The sequence below is a fragment of the Rummeliibacillus pycnus genome (assembly GCF_044359855.1).
Taxonomy (GTDB): Bacteria; Bacillota; Bacilli; order Bacillales_A; family Planococcaceae; genus Rummeliibacillus; species Rummeliibacillus pycnus_A.
Map to the genome: position 1 here is coordinate 1,022,494 of NZ_CP132291.1, position 15,926 is coordinate 1,038,419.

General features: G+C 34.9%; 17 protein-coding genes. 8 read left to right on the top strand and 9 right to left on the bottom strand.

The window, feature by feature from the left end:
* Positions 1 to 28: 28 nt before the first annotated feature.
* A complete protein-coding gene (locus tag Q8X41_RS05035; protein WP_397539164.1) occupies positions 29 to 1,114 on the top strand; it encodes a CotH kinase family protein in 1,086 nt (361 codons plus the stop codon).
* Between the two features lie 510 nt (positions 1,115 to 1,624).
* On the opposite strand, the gene Q8X41_RS05040 is transcribed toward Q8X41_RS05035, so the two are convergent.
* A complete protein-coding gene (locus Q8X41_RS05040; RefSeq protein ID WP_397539165.1) occupies positions 1,625 to 1,990 on the bottom strand; it encodes a hypothetical protein in 366 nt (121 codons plus the stop codon).
* A 414-nt stretch (positions 1,991 to 2,404) separates the two neighbouring features.
* Here Q8X41_RS05040 and Q8X41_RS05045 point away from each other — a divergent pair, with 414 nt between their 5' ends.
* The 3 genes from Q8X41_RS05045 (at position 2,405) to Q8X41_RS05055 (ending at position 5,516) form a co-directional block, all read left to right on the top strand.
* Positions 2,405 to 3,490, top strand: coding sequence for a CotH kinase family protein (locus Q8X41_RS05045; RefSeq protein ID WP_397539166.1), 1,086 nt, complete (start codon positions 2,405 to 2,407; stop codon positions 3,488 to 3,490).
* 437 nt (positions 3,491 to 3,927) lie between these two features.
* A complete protein-coding gene (locus Q8X41_RS05050; protein WP_397539167.1) occupies positions 3,928 to 4,302 on the top strand; it encodes an SET domain-containing protein in 375 nt (124 codons plus the stop codon).
* Between the two features lie 284 nt (positions 4,303 to 4,586).
* Positions 4,587 to 5,516: an alpha/beta hydrolase gene (locus Q8X41_RS05055; protein WP_397539168.1), complete on the top strand. Its 930-nt coding sequence runs from the start codon at positions 4,587 to 4,589 to the stop codon at positions 5,514 to 5,516.
* Between the two features lie 8 nt (positions 5,517 to 5,524).
* Here the strand turns inward: Q8X41_RS05055 and Q8X41_RS05060 are convergent, their stop codons facing one another.
* The 3 genes from Q8X41_RS05060 to Q8X41_RS05070 form a co-directional block, all read right to left on the bottom strand.
* The gene (locus tag Q8X41_RS05060) at positions 5,525 to 5,716 is read right to left on the bottom strand and encodes a hypothetical protein (RefSeq protein ID WP_397539169.1); all 192 of its coding nucleotides are present in this window, start codon (positions 5,714 to 5,716) and stop codon (positions 5,525 to 5,527) included.
* Positions 5,717 to 6,110: 394 nt separating this feature from the next.
* Positions 6,111 to 7,055, bottom strand: a complete 945-nt coding sequence (rnz, locus tag Q8X41_RS05065) for a ribonuclease Z (protein ID WP_397539170.1) — start codon at positions 7,053 to 7,055, stop codon at positions 6,111 to 6,113.
* Positions 7,056 to 7,066: 11 nt separating this feature from the next.
* Positions 7,067 to 8,308 carry a DNA polymerase IV gene (locus Q8X41_RS05070; protein ID WP_397539171.1) on the bottom strand — a complete coding sequence of 414 codons (1,242 nt, stop codon included), beginning with the start codon at positions 8,306 to 8,308 and terminating at the stop codon, positions 7,067 to 7,069.
* A gap of 161 nt (positions 8,309 to 8,469) precedes the next feature.
* Between Q8X41_RS05070 and Q8X41_RS05075 the strand changes: the two genes are divergently transcribed.
* Together Q8X41_RS05075 and Q8X41_RS05080 are read left to right on the top strand one after the other, a co-directional pair.
* On the top strand, positions 8,470 to 9,006 hold the full coding sequence (locus tag Q8X41_RS05075) for a GNAT family N-acetyltransferase (RefSeq protein ID WP_397539172.1): 537 nt from the start codon (positions 8,470 to 8,472) through the stop codon (positions 9,004 to 9,006).
* A 156-nt stretch (positions 9,007 to 9,162) separates the two neighbouring features.
* Positions 9,163 to 10,338: a YbfB/YjiJ family MFS transporter gene (locus Q8X41_RS05080; protein WP_397539173.1), complete on the top strand. Its 1,176-nt coding sequence runs from the start codon at positions 9,163 to 9,165 to the stop codon at positions 10,336 to 10,338.
* A 291-nt stretch (positions 10,339 to 10,629) separates the two neighbouring features.
* Here Q8X41_RS05080 and Q8X41_RS05085 read toward each other — a convergent pair whose 3' ends face one another.
* The 4 genes from Q8X41_RS05085 to mce all read right to left on the bottom strand — a co-directional run bounded on the left by Q8X41_RS05085 (position 10,630) and on the right by mce (position 14,716).
* Complete coding sequence (locus Q8X41_RS05085) at positions 10,630 to 11,115, bottom strand: chemotaxis protein CheW (protein WP_397539174.1); 486 nt, start codon at positions 11,113 to 11,115, stop codon at positions 10,630 to 10,632.
* Between the two features lie 27 nt (positions 11,116 to 11,142).
* Complete coding sequence (locus Q8X41_RS05090) at positions 11,143 to 12,264, bottom strand: M20/M25/M40 family metallo-hydrolase (RefSeq protein ID WP_397539175.1); 1,122 nt, start codon at positions 12,262 to 12,264, stop codon at positions 11,143 to 11,145.
* Between the two features lie 477 nt (positions 12,265 to 12,741).
* Entirely contained in the window at positions 12,742 to 14,298 is a 1,557-nt protein-coding gene (locus Q8X41_RS05095) for an acyl-CoA carboxylase subunit beta (protein WP_397539176.1), read from the bottom strand.
* A gap of 7 nt (positions 14,299 to 14,305) precedes the next feature.
* Complete coding sequence (gene mce / locus Q8X41_RS05100) at positions 14,306 to 14,716, bottom strand: methylmalonyl-CoA epimerase (protein ID WP_397539177.1); 411 nt, start codon at positions 14,714 to 14,716, stop codon at positions 14,306 to 14,308.
* 127 nt (positions 14,717 to 14,843) lie between these two features.
* On the opposite strand from mce, the gene prli42 reads away from it, so the two are divergent.
* Together prli42 and Q8X41_RS05110 are read left to right on the top strand one after the other, a co-directional pair.
* Positions 14,844 to 14,939, top strand: a complete 96-nt coding sequence (gene prli42 / locus Q8X41_RS05105; protein WP_397539178.1) for a stressosome-associated protein Prli42 — start codon at positions 14,844 to 14,846, stop codon at positions 14,937 to 14,939.
* 365 nt (positions 14,940 to 15,304) lie between these two features.
* Positions 15,305 to 15,592 carry a transposase gene (locus tag Q8X41_RS05110; RefSeq protein WP_397539179.1) on the top strand — a complete coding sequence of 96 codons (288 nt, stop codon included), beginning with the start codon at positions 15,305 to 15,307 and terminating at the stop codon, positions 15,590 to 15,592.
* A 62-nt stretch (positions 15,593 to 15,654) separates the two neighbouring features.
* Here the strand turns inward: Q8X41_RS05110 and Q8X41_RS05115 are convergent, their stop codons facing one another.
* Entirely contained in the window at positions 15,655 to 15,819 is a 165-nt protein-coding gene (locus Q8X41_RS05115) for a transmembrane Fragile-X-F protein (RefSeq protein WP_397539180.1), read from the bottom strand.
* Positions 15,820 to 15,926: the final 107 nt, after the last annotated feature.

Consider the following 15,926-nt stretch of genomic DNA (forward strand, 5'->3'; position numbering starts at 1 on the left):
TTATTCCATTCTTTCGGGAGGTGATTATGTGTCAAATAAAATACCTTCATATTTCTTAACAATTGAAGAAGGGTTCTTAAATCTACTGAGGAAAAATTTATTGAATGATCGATCGGTTCCAGCACAAATGCAAATTGAAGACATAAATTACAACATTCAAATCGCGTATCGGGGGGCATATACTCGTAAATTCAGAAAAAGATCTTATTTAATTGATTTTGGTAATTCAAAAAATACTTTAGGTGTTCGTAAAATTCATCTCAACGCTGAATACAAAGATCCCTCACTTTTCCGCAATAAACTTTCCCTTGACTTTTTTCAAGATTTAGGAGTTCTTGCACCAGATAGTCAGCATATAAAATTCTATAGAAATGATATATTTAAAGGTGTTTATCTACAATTAGAATCTGTAGATGATTTATTTTTGAAAAAAAGAGGTCTACCTCCTGGTCCCATTTACTATGCTACAAACAATGATGCTAACTTTTCTTTTGAAAGAGATGGTAAGCGAAAGAGATCTCTTCTTTCTGGCCTTTTCCAAGCTAATGGTTCTCCATCTGATAATCACTACCTCTTTGAACTGATTACAATCATTAATACAACCCCTCTTAACAAATTCTCTAAAGTAATATCAAATTATATAAATATAGATCAGTATTTTTATTGGTTAGCAGGAGCAGTTTGTACGATGAATAATGATGGGTTCAACCATAATTATTCATTGTATCGAAATAGCGAAACGGGTTTATTCGAAATAATGCCATGGGATTATGACGCTACTTGGGGAAGGAAAATCAGTGGCGGAATAATGGATTATAAATATGTTCCTATTGAAGGAAAGCCCGGTAACAAGTTGAGTGAGCTATTATTGCAAATACCAGATTTCCGTAAACTGTACAAACGAAAAATGGAGGATATTCTTGAATCGAAGTTTACAGTTGATTATATGAAAAACAAAGTATTAACACTTCATCATAATCTTCGGCCACACTTCCTTCTTGATCCATATATTAATAATAGTATCGATATATTTGATTATGAGCCTGAAATGATTTTTCAATTCATTCAAGATCGTAACAAGTATTTAAAAATGCAGCTAAAAAGTCTAAATTAAAATGAATGCATCAATTTCATATATCCATTTTTGGTATTTTACTGCTAACATTTCAACACATTTAATTTTTAATGTTCAGATATTGATGTTCCGCTACAGACGGCGCTTTCCACGGGCTTGGCTTCAATCTCCTCGTCACTACGTTCCTGCGGGGCTTTCAGCTCAAGCTTTTCCCGTAGGAGTCGCCGTCTTTCGCTTCACAATGAACAAAATTGAATATCATTAAATTCATTATTAAATTTATTCGTATAAATAAGGCAATAAAATTTATCTTGCATTCATCCATTTTCTATTACTAAAAAAACCTTTTCTTTTAGGTATTAGACTAAGCAAAGAAAGATTGATCTGCGTATTATAAAATTAATTCTGCATTAAGGAGGTGCCTTTAATGAAAGAGGAAACGGGTTTAAATAGAATTTCTAGTTCGTCAGCTGACAGTTCATCTTGTGACTGCACTTCTACTTCTCATTCTTCTTCAAGTACTTCATCTTGTAACTGTACTTCAACTAGTCATTCTTCTCGTAGCTCTTCTTCTAGTAGTTTTTCTTCTGGAAGTTCTTCTTCTGGAAGCTCTTCTTCTGGAAGCTCTTCTTCTGGAAGCTCTTCTTCTGGAAGTTCTTCTTCTGGAAGTTCTTCTTCTGGAAGTTCTTCTTCTGGAAGTTCTTCTTCTGGAAGTTCTTCTTCTAGTAGCTCGTCTTCAAAAAGTAAGGGCAAAAAAGGAAAAAAAGGCAAAAAAATGATTGCTTCAAGTTCATCTTCTGGTAACTCGTCTTCTGGTAGTTCTTCAAGTAGTTCATCTAGCGGAAAGAAGGGAGAACAAGGAGTCAGCTCCGGTTCTTCTAGCAGTTCATCTGGAAATTCATCTTCTGGTAGCAATTCATCTAGTCATAGTTCAACCAGTAATACTTCTTCAAAACACAGTTCTACTGGATGTACTACTATTGGTCATACTTCTTCTGACCATAATGGATGTACTACTACTGATCATACTTCTTCTAATCATAATGGCTGTACTACCACCGGCAAAGAACTGCATTAAAAAGACGATTATTATTAACACTAATCATTCTAAAAGAAATAATAAAAGCCTTTCTTTAATCAATGTACAATGATTAAGGGAGGCTTTTATCCTTAAATATTAGAGTCAATTTGCTTATTATCTTCACTTTCTCTAGCCGCCAACAAATGTTTCTCTTACATTCTCCACTTCATATGGACATATTTGTTGTCGGCTATTTAGGAAATAAAATACTTTATCATTCAATAAAATAATAACAAGAAGGTGAATAAATGTCTGATTCAATTCCATCTTATTTCTTATTGATTGAAGACGATGACTTAGACATTTTAAGAGAAAATTTGTTGTATGAAGAAACTGTTCCTGCCAAATTAAGGGTAGAAAATACTACTCACCAAATTGAGATTGGCTATCGTGGCTCTTATACACGAAAGTTTCGAAAAAGATCCTATACTATTGATTTCGATGAAGAAGACTATTTCTTCGGAGCTCGTAAAATTCATCTAAATGCCGAATATAGAGATCCTTCACTTATTCGTAACAAACTGTCACTGGATTTCTTTCAAGATCTTGGAGTCTTATCACCAAATACTCAACATATTAATTTTTATAGGAATGGTGTATTAAAAGGTGTTTATTTACAATTAGAATCAGTAGATGATTTGTTTTTAAAAAATAGAAATCTCCCTTTCGGTCCAATCTACTATGCAGAAAACAACGATGCAAACTTTGCTTTGACAAGAGACGATAAACCCAAAAAATCACGTTTGTCGGGCTATTATCAAGCATGTGGTACACCATCCGACGACGACTTACTTCGAGAATTCATCACTAATATCAATACTACCCCTCCCTCAGAATTTACAGAGAAAATTTTGCAGTACTTAGATATTAATAAGTTCTTTAGCTGGCAAGTTGGAGCAGTTTGTACGATGAATAATGATGGCTTTACTCACAACTATTCCCTTTATCGTAATAGCGAAACTTGTTTGTTCGAAATACTTCCTTGGGACTATGATGCAACCTGGGGGAGAAAAGTAAGTGGTGGCATCATGGATCATACTTACGTTCCTATCGGAGGTAAACCTGGTAACAAACTTTGCTATCTCCTTTTAGAAGTACCAGAATACAGGAAAATTTACAGAGAAAAATTAGAAGAAATTCTTGAAACAAAGTTCATGGTGAATTACATGGAGGACAAAGTATTAACTTTACATGAATTGATACGTCCCCATCTACTCCTCGATCCATATAAAAAAAATAAGATCGACATTTTCGATAAAGAACCCGATGTCATTTTCCAATTTATTCGGATGCGTAATGATTTTTTAAAAAACCAGTTAAAGTTACTAGTTTGAGATTTACTTTTATTTTTTTAGGAAGCATTTTCATAATTTAGAGATTTGATAAGAAACACAAACTTTAAATGTGCCATTGTTCTATGCCATATCTTTTAGAATATTGTCTTTGAAGCGGAAGAGGGCGACTCCTGCGGGAAAGCGAGACAGGTGAGACCCCGCAGTGAAGCAAAAATTCTTTTTGCCCCACAAAAAGAATTTTCTGCGACGAAGCTAGCGAAGCGATGCAGGAGCACAATGTTTTAGCTTCCGAGGAGGATCAACGCTCGCTTAGCACGAAAGCACCATCTGGAGCGGCCTAGTAAGTAATTACTAGGAATGAAAACTTATCCGAATTATTGAATTGTTTATTTAGAAAATATTCGTATTTTAACTAGAAAAGCTTTTTGAAATTGACTCATGTTAGTACTTTTATGACTAAGAGAGGAGATACTGCTGTGGCACCAATAATGGTGAAAGATACTGGTAAATACGGAAGAGGGCTTTTTGCTACAAGAGATATTAAGAAAGATGAACTCATTGAGGTTTCTCCAGTCGTCATATCACCAAATCATGAATGGAAATATTTAAAGAAGACTGTTCTATTTTATTACTGTTTTTATTGGGGAGAGGACGATACAGCCATTGCACTCGGCCTTGGATCCCTATTCAATCACTCATATACACCGAATGTAACTTTTTATAATAATGAAGAAAATGTATCAATAGACTTTTATGCATTTGAGGATATTAAAGAAGGAGAAGAATTAACGATTAATTACAATGGTGAAACAGATGATCAATCACCTCTTTGGTTTAACACCATCGATTAAACATGCTGATCCATATAAAACATAATGTTATGCTAAAAGCGGTTAGTACATCCAACATATAGCACCGTCAAATTACTTATTTAAAAAATATAGAACACCTTAACGCAGAGGGAAATAATCTCTCTGCGTTAAATTTTGCTTAGAAAGTCTTGCTTTTTTATGAAATATGTTCATTTTCCCTTTATTAATCCTTAACATAGATAAAACCAAGTTATTCTATTGGTTTAATTTATTTATTGTGGTATACTGATTTTAACATTTTTTTTTGGAAAGGGTGCGGTTGAATGAAATTGACTAAAGGATCGTTAGCTTATATAGAAGCACATCAAGGTATTCAATATTATGAACAAACACCAGAAGAGGCTAGAGCGGAAAGAGCTGCATCTCCCATTCATCAAGTTTCAGTTGATGGAATAGCTAAAATTGAAGATCGTTTCATTACTGTATCTGATGGAGCACAAATTACTGTACGAGTTTATACGCCAGAAGGTAATGGCCCATTTCCTATAATAGTTTACTTTCACGGTGGAGGATGGGTATTCGGAAATCCAGATTATGCAGATGGAGGTTGCCGCTATCTAACTGCTTCTGCCAAATCTATTGTAGTATCTGTCGACTATCGTCTTGCACCTGAACATCCATTTCCAACGCCTGTTCAAGATAGCTATGATGCATTTCTATGGGTGGCAGAAAACGCGGCTGTATTACAAGGCGATTCTTCAAAAATTTACGTAGCTGGTGATAGTGCTGGAGGTAATATTGCAGCTGTTGTATCACAGTGGACAGTTTTAAACGATGGACCGGAAATTGCTGCACAAGCATTGATTTACCCTGTAACAAACGCTAACTTTAATACATCTTCATACGAAAAATTTGGAGAAGGGTATGGATTAGATCGTGATGGTATGATTTGGTTCACAAAACAGTATATTGGGAATTCAAAGGAAGAAATAAATTCATCCGTTTCCCCTTTAATCGCAAAGGAATTACATAAGCTTCCACGCACTATATTGATCGCAGCAGAATACGATGTTTTGTTGGATGAAGGTATTGCGTATGTAACGCGACTACGCGAGGCTGGCGTTGAAGCAAAGCATATTGTAATGCCGGGTCTCATTCACAGTTATTTTAGTAAAATGGAATTCTTTGAAGAAGATACGAAAAAGACAACTGAACTAATTGCTGAATTCTTCGAAAAAAAAAATCCTGAGTAGGATTTTTTTTATTTCGTTGTTTGATCTAATTCTTGATACGCTTGTTGGTACTTACCTCCATCAGCCACATCTGAATGATAAAGAGCTTTTAAAGCAAAGTTTTTTTCAAGTTCCATTGATTTCATAATTTCTTTTAAGCGTTTTTGTAAATTCTTATCGTTATTTACTAGTTGTTGCATTTGTGATTTTGAATATTTCATGTTGCACAGATCCCTTCAGTTATATTCTATTTCAGTATATCACTTTTTGAAAAAGAAGCTTGATTATTCAATGTAAACTTTAAAAATGAATTGATTTTTTACCATTTTAAAATTATAGAACGTCAGAATCTATATATCGTGTTATTCGCACAAGCTGATTTTCTAGCCAAAGCATATGATACAATCCAAGCTCTAACAGTAATGATCCTTGGTGAAATCATTAGGGTTAAAGCTTGAGGTTGAATCCTCCTAATTTCAGACTGGTGAGTTATAATTTTCCGCCTTTGCTTACGCCCCGTCAGCATAGCGATTTCATCCAGTCTGAAATCATTTATGAAATGGCTTTTCCTCTACTATCTAAAACAAGCAAGGGACCTAAATTCCCTTGCTTGTTTTATTTCCCTAAAATTTTTAGCTCTCCTTGTTGCCAACTAAATTCATCAAAATCTTTCACGATAAATGTATTTGGGATTAGTTCTTTAACTTCCTTCAGCATATTTTCAATATCTTGTGGGAAAAATCGAGCACTTAAATGATTGATCAATAGATTTTGGCCTTCTGCTATTCGTGCTACATTTGCTGCATCAATATTCGTGGAATGACCATAATTTGCAGCTAATTCTTCTGTGGTATGATCAAAAGTAGCTTCATGAATGACGATATCTGCATTACGGCTTAGTGTAATAGCATTCTCACAATAGCGTGTATCACCTAAAATTGCGACTGTAAATCCACTTTTTGGTGGTTCTGTGACGTCTTCACTGCGGATAATCGTACCGTCATCTAATGTTACATCCATCCCATTTTTTAATTGTCCTAATAATGGACCTTTTGGAACACCCAATGCTCTAGCCTTTTCAATTTGTAAGGCGCCTGGTAATGGCTTTTGTTCAAGACGAAAGCCAAAGCATGGGACAACATGTTGCAGGGGCATTGCTATCACTTTAAAATCTTCATCTTCAAAAATAACGCCTTCTTCAACTTCAACAAACTCGATAGTATAGTTTAGATGTGTTTGTGATGTTTGTAAGGTAAGTTGAATCCATTCTTTCAATCCTTTAGGTCCATATATTGTTAATGGCTTTTCCCCACCTAAGAATGAACGAGAACCTAGTAAACCCGGTAATCCATATATATGATCCCCATGTAAATGTGTGATAAAAATTTTTTCTAATTTTCGAGGTTTGATTGTTGTATGTAATATTTGATGCTGTGTTGCTTCTCCACAATCAAATAACCATATTGTGCCTCTCTCATCTAATAATTTTAGAGCTAATGAGCTTGTATTTCGTGATTTAGAAGGCATCCCTGCACCTGTTCCTAAAAATTGAATATGCAATTGTTCTCCTCCTAACGTTTATGATCATCCAAAAAATCTTTGCTAAAACTTGTTTGTGATTCGTAAGTTTTCTTCTTCACATCTTTGATTCCTTTTGTAATAATATCTTTGCCAAATTTGTGTTGTAATTGTTCAACAATTTTCAAAACTGGCTCTTCTTTTACGTATTTTTCAAAAGTAAAGATGGATAATTGCTCCACTGTTTCTTTTTTGTCTACAACATTGCTGACGGTTACGCCAAGTAATCGCACTGGTGAACCATTCCAATGCTTTTCGGTTAGAGTTATTGCGATGGATTCAATCGCTTCTTTTTTATAAATTGCATTTGAAATTGTCTTACTTCTACTACTATTATGCCAATCTGCATCACGAATCATAATTGAAACCGTATGCCCTGCTAGATTTTTTGCATCCAATCGTTTCGCTACTTTTTCGCAAAGCTTTTGAATAGCACTTTCCAACTCTGAAAATTCAACCAAATCGACCGGAAAAGTCATCGAATTTCCAATCGATTTCGTATCATATATTGAGTTTGGATCAACTTCACGATGATCGATACCATTTGCACGATTTTTTAGGCGAAGTCCATTTTTTCCAAGATTCGATTTGATTACATAATCCTCTATATTTGCAAGGTTCCCAATTGTGAGAACTCCTATTCCCTCAAGTTTTTTTGCCGTACTTTCCCCTACTCCATGCATTTCAATAACCGGTAAGTGCCATAGTATTTTCGAAACATCTCTTTTTCTTAGAATTGTAATACCCATTGGCTTTTTCATATCAGAAGCAGTTTTTGCAAGGAATTTATTTGGGGCAATACCTATAGAGCAAGGTAAATCTAATTCGTTTAAAATACGAGTTTGGATTGATTCTGCAAGTTCAATCGCTTCTTCTCCATGAACAATACTTGTGACATCCATATAACCTTCATCAATTGACACAGGTTCAACAAGATCCGTGTATGTGCGTAATATTGCGAACATTGCTTGTGAAGAATTACGATAGCGTTCAAAGTTTGGTGCCATTAGGATTAGTTCAGGGCATTTTCGTTTTGCTTCCCATACAGACATTGTTGTATAAACACCCTTTGCCCTTGCCTCATAAGAGCATGTAACAAGTATCCCTCTACGCTCTTTTGGGTTTCCTGCTATAGCAAGTGCTTTTCCCTTCAGCTCGGGATTATGTGCCTGTTCAACTGAAGCATAAAAACAGTTCATATCAATATGAAATAATATCCTTCCTTGAGTAGCCATATCTTCCCTCCCCTAATCGACCAAACGTTCTCCTTTAGTATAACAAAAATATTCGTAAGACTAAATATTCAATAATTATATAGAAATTTTAAAAAATTATTGCTAATTTACAGTATTACCTATTACAATTATAAGAATATTTCGAAAGGCGGTAGATATATATGTTAAAAGTCTCTGATGATCTTATTTTAAGACCTTTAAATCCACAAGATGCAAGTGCAGTATTTTCATTAACAGAAAATGATCGAGCATATTTAAGACAATGGCTTCCATGGGTGGATGGCACAAAGACTGAAGAAGATACATTAAACTATATTACTTTTAGTCAAAAAGGTGAAAAAACTGGCACATTATTAAACTTGGCTATTGTTTGGAAAGGAAAGGTCGTTGGAATCACCGGTTTCAACAATATTGATCGTATAAACCGTTTTGCAGCTATTGGCTATTGGTTAGGTAGCGAATATCAAGGAAATGGGATCATGACAAAAGCCGTTCATGCTTTAACCGAATACGCTTTTAAAGAACTATACATGAATAAAGTTGAAATACGTGCTGCCATTGAAAATAAAAAAAGCAGAAGTATCCCTGAACGACTAGGCTATGTTCATGAAGGTACACTTCGGAGCAATGAATGGCTTTATGACCATTATGTTGACCATGCGGTTTATGGCATATTGGCTGATGAATGGCATAAATAATACTCCTTAGTTTTGAGTAATTATGAAAATGATTCAAATACATTATCCAATAACTTTTTCACATTATCCCAATCCAATATATACCATAATACCCCATTTAAGTTATACTATATTTATCGTTCAAGTCATTTTTTTCTACTTAATGGGGGTGTTTTTATGAATCGTCACCATACAGGGATCATTGTGGGGGCCGTTTTATTTTTAGTAGTTGCAATGGGAATTGGTCGTTTTTCGTTTACACCAATTTTACCTTTTCTACGTGAAGCTGAGGGTTTGTCTGTTGAAAAAGGTGGATGGTTAGCTTCAGCAAATTATATTGGTTATTTTGTTGGTGCTTTATGGGCAGGCTTTATCGTAAAAAAACAGAAAAAAAAGCTTTACATGAATGGATGGATTTGTGTTATTTCCATACTGGGGATGGGTATTGTAAACAACTTTTATGTATGGTTATTTTTACGATTAATTAATGGAATTACCGGAGGAATTATATTTGTATTAACTTCTAGTATGTTATTGGATTATTTGGCTCGGCATTTTCTAGTTAAATGGTCTGGTTATGTTTTTAGCGGTATTGGAGTTGGCATTGCTTTATCAGGAATTTTGGTACCATACTTAGAAAAACACTTTTCATGGCAAGGAGCTTTTACAGGACTTAGTATTTTATCTGCTGTTTTTATAATTTTAAATCACTTCTTATGGAAGAAATTAGAGGATCCATCATTAGAAAAAGTGAAAGGTCCCATCCAAAAATTCTGGACTGGTTTTATGCCTTGGATTACGATTGCCTATGGATTAGAAGGACTAGGATATATTGTTACGGGGACATTTTTAGTAGATATGATTCATGAAATGCCAAGTTTACAAAAATACGCGAGTTATAGTTGGGTTATTGTGGGTATTGGTGCTATACCTTCAGCACCTATCTGGAGCATATTAATGTCAAAATATAAACCTATTATCATTATTGCTTCCGCTTATATCTTACAAATTATCGGCATTATATTACCTGTTATCTCCCCTACTATTATTGGCGTCATGATCTCTGCTCTCCTATTCGGCATAACCTTTGTGGGGATTGTTGTTTTGACAACTTCCTATTGTCGAGAGCTTTATCCGACCAAAAGTGCCAGTGTTGTTTCAACTCTTACCACTTATTATGCGATTGGACAAATAATAGGCCCACTTATTGCAGGAAAACTTGTTACATATTTCGGTAGCTATAATAGTGCGCTCATATTCGCTGGTAGTGTTATTGCCTTTGCTTTATGTTTACTATTATTTGGTAAAAGGCATTCGCAAGTAAAATTAGATGCGAAAACATCTGCCGCTTAAGGTTATTTAAGCTTTTATAGTAGCTGATAAGAAAAAAAGCAGAAGCTTATCTTTGTTTCAATTCACCATTCAATTGATCTTCGCTGCGGGCGGAGGCTCCTGCGGGAAAAGCGAGAAGTCGAGACCCTGGACTGAACGCGATGGAAGCGACTTGGCCCCGCCCACAGTGGAAATTAACGGTCTGTTTTCTATATTTAAAGTAAAAGAAAAAGACTATAGGTAAACTCGAAATCCTTCAAGTTTGTCTACAGTCTGTGAGGCAGAAACAATAAGCTTCTGCCTCTTTTTGTATTACTTTATTTCTTGCAATTCTTCTTCAGTAAGAGATTTCATATATGCTTTGATTTCTTTGATGCCATCTAATGTATTTACTAATACATCTGGTGACACTATAGTAATCATACGCTGTTCAAGATTTGCAACAGCACTGAAATATTGTGTTTTTGCATAATTTACAAGTCCGACTTGCTTTAATTGTTCTTCTTCAATATCTAAAATTTCTTTCGCTTCCACAACTAATAGTCCGAAGATAAAATCATCTGATTGTAAGACAATCATTTTAGCTTCAGATGAATTGGCTGGTTGGCGATATAAAATTTGTTCAAAATCTAGAATTGGAAGCAATTCGTTTCGAATTCGTGTTAAACCTAATACATAATCAGGTAAATGAGGAATACGATTTACTCTTTCAGCCTTTTCAATTGATACTACTTTTTCAACTGGAATGGCATACTCCTCTTGGCCACATCGAAAAACGACAACTTTCACATTTGGCATAAATTCACTCTCTTTTCGTAAGATGGGTTATTTAACTTTAGCTGCACACTTAACAATTTCCACTAATAGATCGGCTAGTTTTTCTAATTCTTCAACTGGAATACGTTCTTCTGTTGTATGAATTTTTTCGTAACCTATTGCTAAGTTTACAGTTGGAATACCGTATCCTGCGATTACGTTGGCATCACTACCGCCACCAGATTGCATAAGTTTAGGCTCACGACCGATATTTTTTGCTGCTTCTTCAGCTACTTTTACAACTAAATCGTCTGGACCGAATTTGAAGCCTGGATACATACGTTGTACTTCAACTTCTGCAGATCCTCCCATTTCTTTGGCAGCTGATTCGAAAGCTTCCTTCATGTGATTTTCTTGTTCCACAAGTTTTGCTTCGTTTAATGAACGGCATTCAGCTAAAACAGATGCTTCATCACATACAATATTTGTAGCTTTACCACCTTCGAAACGACCGATGTTTGCAGTCGTTTCAGAGTCAATACGGCCTAATTTCATTCGAGCAACAGCTTTTGCAGCGATTGTGATTGCAGAAATGCCTTTTTCAGGTTCAACACCAGCGTGAGCTGTTTTGCCTTTTAATGTAGCAAATAATTTTGTTTGGTATGGTGCTGCAGTGACGATTTCGCCAACTTTACCATCAGAGTCAACGGCAAAGCCATATTTTGCATAAACTTTTTCGTGATCTAATTCTTTAGCACCTTCAAGACCAGATTCTTCTCCAGCAGTTATGACATATTGAATGTCACCGTGTTCGATATTCTCTTCTTTTAGACGTTTTGCTAATTCCAACAAACCAGCAATTCCTGCTTTATCATCTGCGCCAAGAATTGTTGTGCCATCTGAGTAGATATATCCATCTTCTTTGATAATTGGTTTAATACCAACACCAGGAACGACAGTATCCATATGTGATGTAAAGTAAATTGGTTGAACATCAGATAATGTTCCTTTTAAAGTTGCAATTAGGTTACCTGATGCATGACCATTACGGCTAGCAGCATCATCTTCGAAAACTTCAAAACCTAGAGCTTCTAATTTATTTACTAATACTGGTGAGATTTTTTCTTCATGGTATGTTTCTGAATCGATTTGTACTAATTCTAAAAATTCTTCAACAATACGACTTGTCATCATCCAAGACTCCTTTTATATGTGGTAACTTTACCACCTTATTCCTAGTCAATTTTATCATAAAATCTGAGAAATAACTTATCGGATGTCCCAATTTATTTCCTTATAATAAGGTTTAAGAAACTATTCAAACTATATTAGAATGTGGCTCTACACGAAATTTGGATGCTATCCACGAAATGTTGAATTGTATCACGATTCGTGCGATTAATCTTAGAATGCAATGATGTAACAAAACACATTTTTGATCAAAATCGCTGCAACAATTCAATAGAGTCAAAATAAAAATGGTAATAACGCTCATTTTTTTATTCTAGCAGTTATCAAATAAACTAATTACCGCTTATTAGAAAGAAGAAAAGGCTATCCCCATACCGTTAATCGGTAGAGATAGCCTTTGTCAGTTTTTAAATATTATTGTGAATATTAAGATAGTAAATTATGGACTTTTTTAACTATGAAATTGGCATTCCCTTTTTACAAAGGAATATTACCATGTTTTTTGTATGGTCTTGATTCTTTCTTCGTGCGAAGCATTTCTAGTGATTGCATTAGTTTAATACGAGTTTCACGAGGATCGATTACATCGTCTACTAAGCCGTGAGATGCTGCAACATATGGGTTTGCGAATTTTTCTTTGTATTCTTCAATTTTTTGCTCACGAGTAGCTTCTGGATCTTCAGATTTTGCGATTTCGCCTGCGTGGATGATATTCGCTGCACCTGATGCACCCATAACTGCGATTTCAGCATTTGGCCATGCATAAACCATGTCTGCACCAATTGATTTTGAGTTAAGCGCAACGTATGCACCACCATATGCTTTTCGAAGAATAACTGTGATTTTTGGAACAGTTGCTTCTGAATAAGCAAATAGGATTTTCGCGCCGTGACGAATGATTCCACCATGCTCTTGTTTTACGCCTGGGAAGAAACCAGAAACGTCCTCAAATGTAATGATTGGTACATTGAACGAGTCACAAGTACGGACAAAGCGTGCTAGTTTATCAGATGAATTAATATCTAGGCCACCTGCAAGTACTTTTGGTTGGTTACATACAAGACCAACTGATTCACCATCGATACGAGCGAAACCAACGACAATGTTTTTCGCAAATTCTTTTTGAACTTCCATAAATGAATCAGCATCTACAATGTGTTCAATCACTTTACGAACGTCGTAAGCTTTTGTTTGGTCAACTGGAACAAGGTCAAGTAGTTCTGAACGATAATTGTCATCTTCAGAATCTTTTTCTACTTCAACAATTGGTGCTTTTTCCGTGTTGTTTTGTGGTAAGTAGCTAAGTAATTGTTTGATTTGTTCAATTGCAGTTTCTTCATCTTCTGCACGGAAGTGTGCATTACCGCTTACAGAGTTATGGACTTTCGCACCGCCTAAACCTTCAGATGAAATTTGTTCACCTGTTACTGTTTCGATAACTTTTGGTCCAGTGATAAACATTTGAGATGTCTTATCAACCATTAAGATGAAATCAGTGATTGCTGGTGAATATACAGCACCCCCTGCACAAGGCCCCATAATCACTGAGATTTGTGGAATTACACCAGAATAAATGGAGTTTCTATAAAAAATGTGACCATATCCATCTAGTGATAATACACCTTCTTGGATACGTGCACCGCCTGAATCGTTAATACCGATGAATGGCGCACCATTTTTCGCAGCTAAATCCATAACATTCGCAATTTTCTTTGCATGCATTTCTCCAAGAGCACCACCGAAAACTGTGAAATCTTGTGAGAATAGGTAAACAGGGCGACCATTAACTTTACCGTAACCCGTTACAACACCATCTCCAGGACCTTCTTTTTTCGCCATACCAAAGTCTACTGTGCGATGTTTTACGAAAGGATTAATCTCTACGAATGTTCCTTCATCAAGTAATAATTCGATACGTTCGCGAGCAGTCAACTTACCTTTTTCATGCTGTTTGTCGATCCGTGCTTCACCGCCACCAAGTTCGATTTCACGTTTTCTATCATATAATTCATTGATTTTATCGTACATATCCATATGCTAATTACCCCTTTGCTTGACTTCTGTCTACTAATTCGTAAAGCACACCATAAGAAGATTTAGGGTGTATGAAAACCACTTTAGCTCCACCTGCGCCAATTTTCGGTTGCTCAGATAATAGACGAGCACCTTCTCCTTGCATTTTCGCCATTTCTTGTTCTATGCCAGTAACAGCTAACGCGATATGATGAATCCCCTCACCGCGTTTTTCCAAATATTTATAGATAGCGCTTTCTTTTGTGAGTGGCTCTAAGAGTTCAATATGTGTATTCCCAGCATCTATAAATGCAACACGGACTTGCTCAGACTCTACTTCTTCAACATTGATAAGTTTCATTCCTAACACATTTGTATAATATGTAACGCGCTCATCTAAATCCTTGACCGCAATACCGATATGATCAACATTCTCCATGCATCCCCCAACTCCTTCTTTGTTGTATAACACAATTGTACATAAATTTTTCAGAAAACTCTAGTACTTGTTAAATAAATAATATCTGATAAAATTATTTTTAAGGAAAAAAAGGAGAGAACGAGAAATGAGTAATAAGAAGATACAGAAAATTGTCGTAATATTAATGGCCCTAATTATGGTAATGTCTATGTTAACATTCGGACTTGCAATGCTTAAATAACAAAACAGCAGACCCATTATGTCACTAATAGGTCTGCTGTTACACTTATTGTTATATGCTAATCTTTTATTATAAATTTTATAAGTCTAGTAATTACTTTTTGTATAAATAATACATCTTTCTTTATCTATTATTGATGGGAAAGGTGTTTTTTAATTCTTGGCTCTGTTATATGATAATGTTGATTTTTTTAATGCATCTTACTTGAGCGGAATGCGTCCACGATGAAAGCGAAACTGATGAAATATCAACAGTATTGTTAAACAAAACCTAATTCTTTAACTTCGCTCTTTTTTGTATATCTAACTACATAATAGGTCATAATTAACTAAAAAAGTTGTGAATACTTATGGGAGAGTTGCATTTTGAAAATTTTATTAGTTATTTTTAGCATTGTGATTCCTATTCTTATGTTTTATCTCCAAATTAAAATGAAAAGTTTCCGAATCATTTTTAATGTGATTGCTGTTATAACAACAGTTATTTTTGGTGGTATTGCTTCTACTTCTATTTATCAAATCATTATTGATCATGCTGTATTTATGACTACTATTCACGGTATTTTTCTTAATCCATTTTTCTTGATTTCTGGTTCGTATCTTGGTGTATTTATTCTTTACAGATTAATAATTCTTACTATAGAGGAAAGTTAGCATTGTCTTTGAAACATTCTAGTTGTTCATTATCTGAAAAAATCCATTTATCATTTCCTTTCTTATTTGTGAAGTTTAACAGAATAAAATAACCATACAATCCAAACAATGATATATATTAACATTGCGAATAATTCTGGTATCAACACAATCCACCATGACCATGAAATAACGCCTACTAATTTTAATACGATTAAAATTATGGTTAAAGATTCAGCAAACCCCAATTTTCTTCTCCTTTCTATCCAAAAAGTTAGGTACTGCATTTACTTTTAGTCTTCTTCAGCTTTTCCAATATCTTATTTTCTATGTACTTGACATACTTTCTCTTAAA

What these genes read in the sequence shown, in the direction of transcription:
- Q8X41_RS05045 (WP_397539166.1), top strand. Translation starts at nt 2,405, where the DNA reads ATGTCTGATTCAATTCCATCTTATTTCTTATTGATTGAAGACGATGAC.
- Q8X41_RS05060 (WP_397539169.1), bottom strand. Translation starts at nt 5,716, where the DNA reads ATGAAATATTCAAAATCACAAATGCAACAACTAGTAAATAACGATAAG.
- prli42 (WP_397539178.1), top strand. Translation starts at nt 14,844, where the DNA reads ATGAGTAATAAGAAGATACAGAAAATTGTCGTAATATTAATGGCCCTA.
- Q8X41_RS05075 (WP_397539172.1), top strand. Translation starts at nt 8,470, where the DNA reads ATGTTAAAAGTCTCTGATGATCTTATTTTAAGACCTTTAAATCCACAA.
- Q8X41_RS05090 (WP_397539175.1), bottom strand. Translation starts at nt 12,264, where the DNA reads ATGACAAGTCGTATTGTTGAAGAATTTTTAGAATTAGTACAAATCGAT.
- Q8X41_RS05095 (WP_397539176.1), bottom strand. Translation starts at nt 14,298, where the DNA reads ATGGATATGTACGATAAAATCAATGAATTATATGATAGAAAACGTGAA.
- mce (WP_397539177.1), bottom strand. Translation starts at nt 14,716, where the DNA reads ATGGAGAATGTTGATCATATCGGTATTGCGGTCAAGGATTTAGATGAG.
- Q8X41_RS05055 (WP_397539168.1), top strand. Translation starts at nt 4,587, where the DNA reads ATGAAATTGACTAAAGGATCGTTAGCTTATATAGAAGCACATCAAGGT.
- Q8X41_RS05085 (WP_397539174.1), bottom strand. Translation starts at nt 11,115, where the DNA reads ATGCCAAATGTGAAAGTTGTCGTTTTTCGATGTGGCCAAGAGGAGTAT.
- Q8X41_RS05080 (WP_397539173.1), top strand. Translation starts at nt 9,163, where the DNA reads ATGAATCGTCACCATACAGGGATCATTGTGGGGGCCGTTTTATTTTTA.
- Q8X41_RS05070 (WP_397539171.1), bottom strand. Translation starts at nt 8,308, where the DNA reads ATGGCTACTCAAGGAAGGATATTATTTCATATTGATATGAACTGTTTT.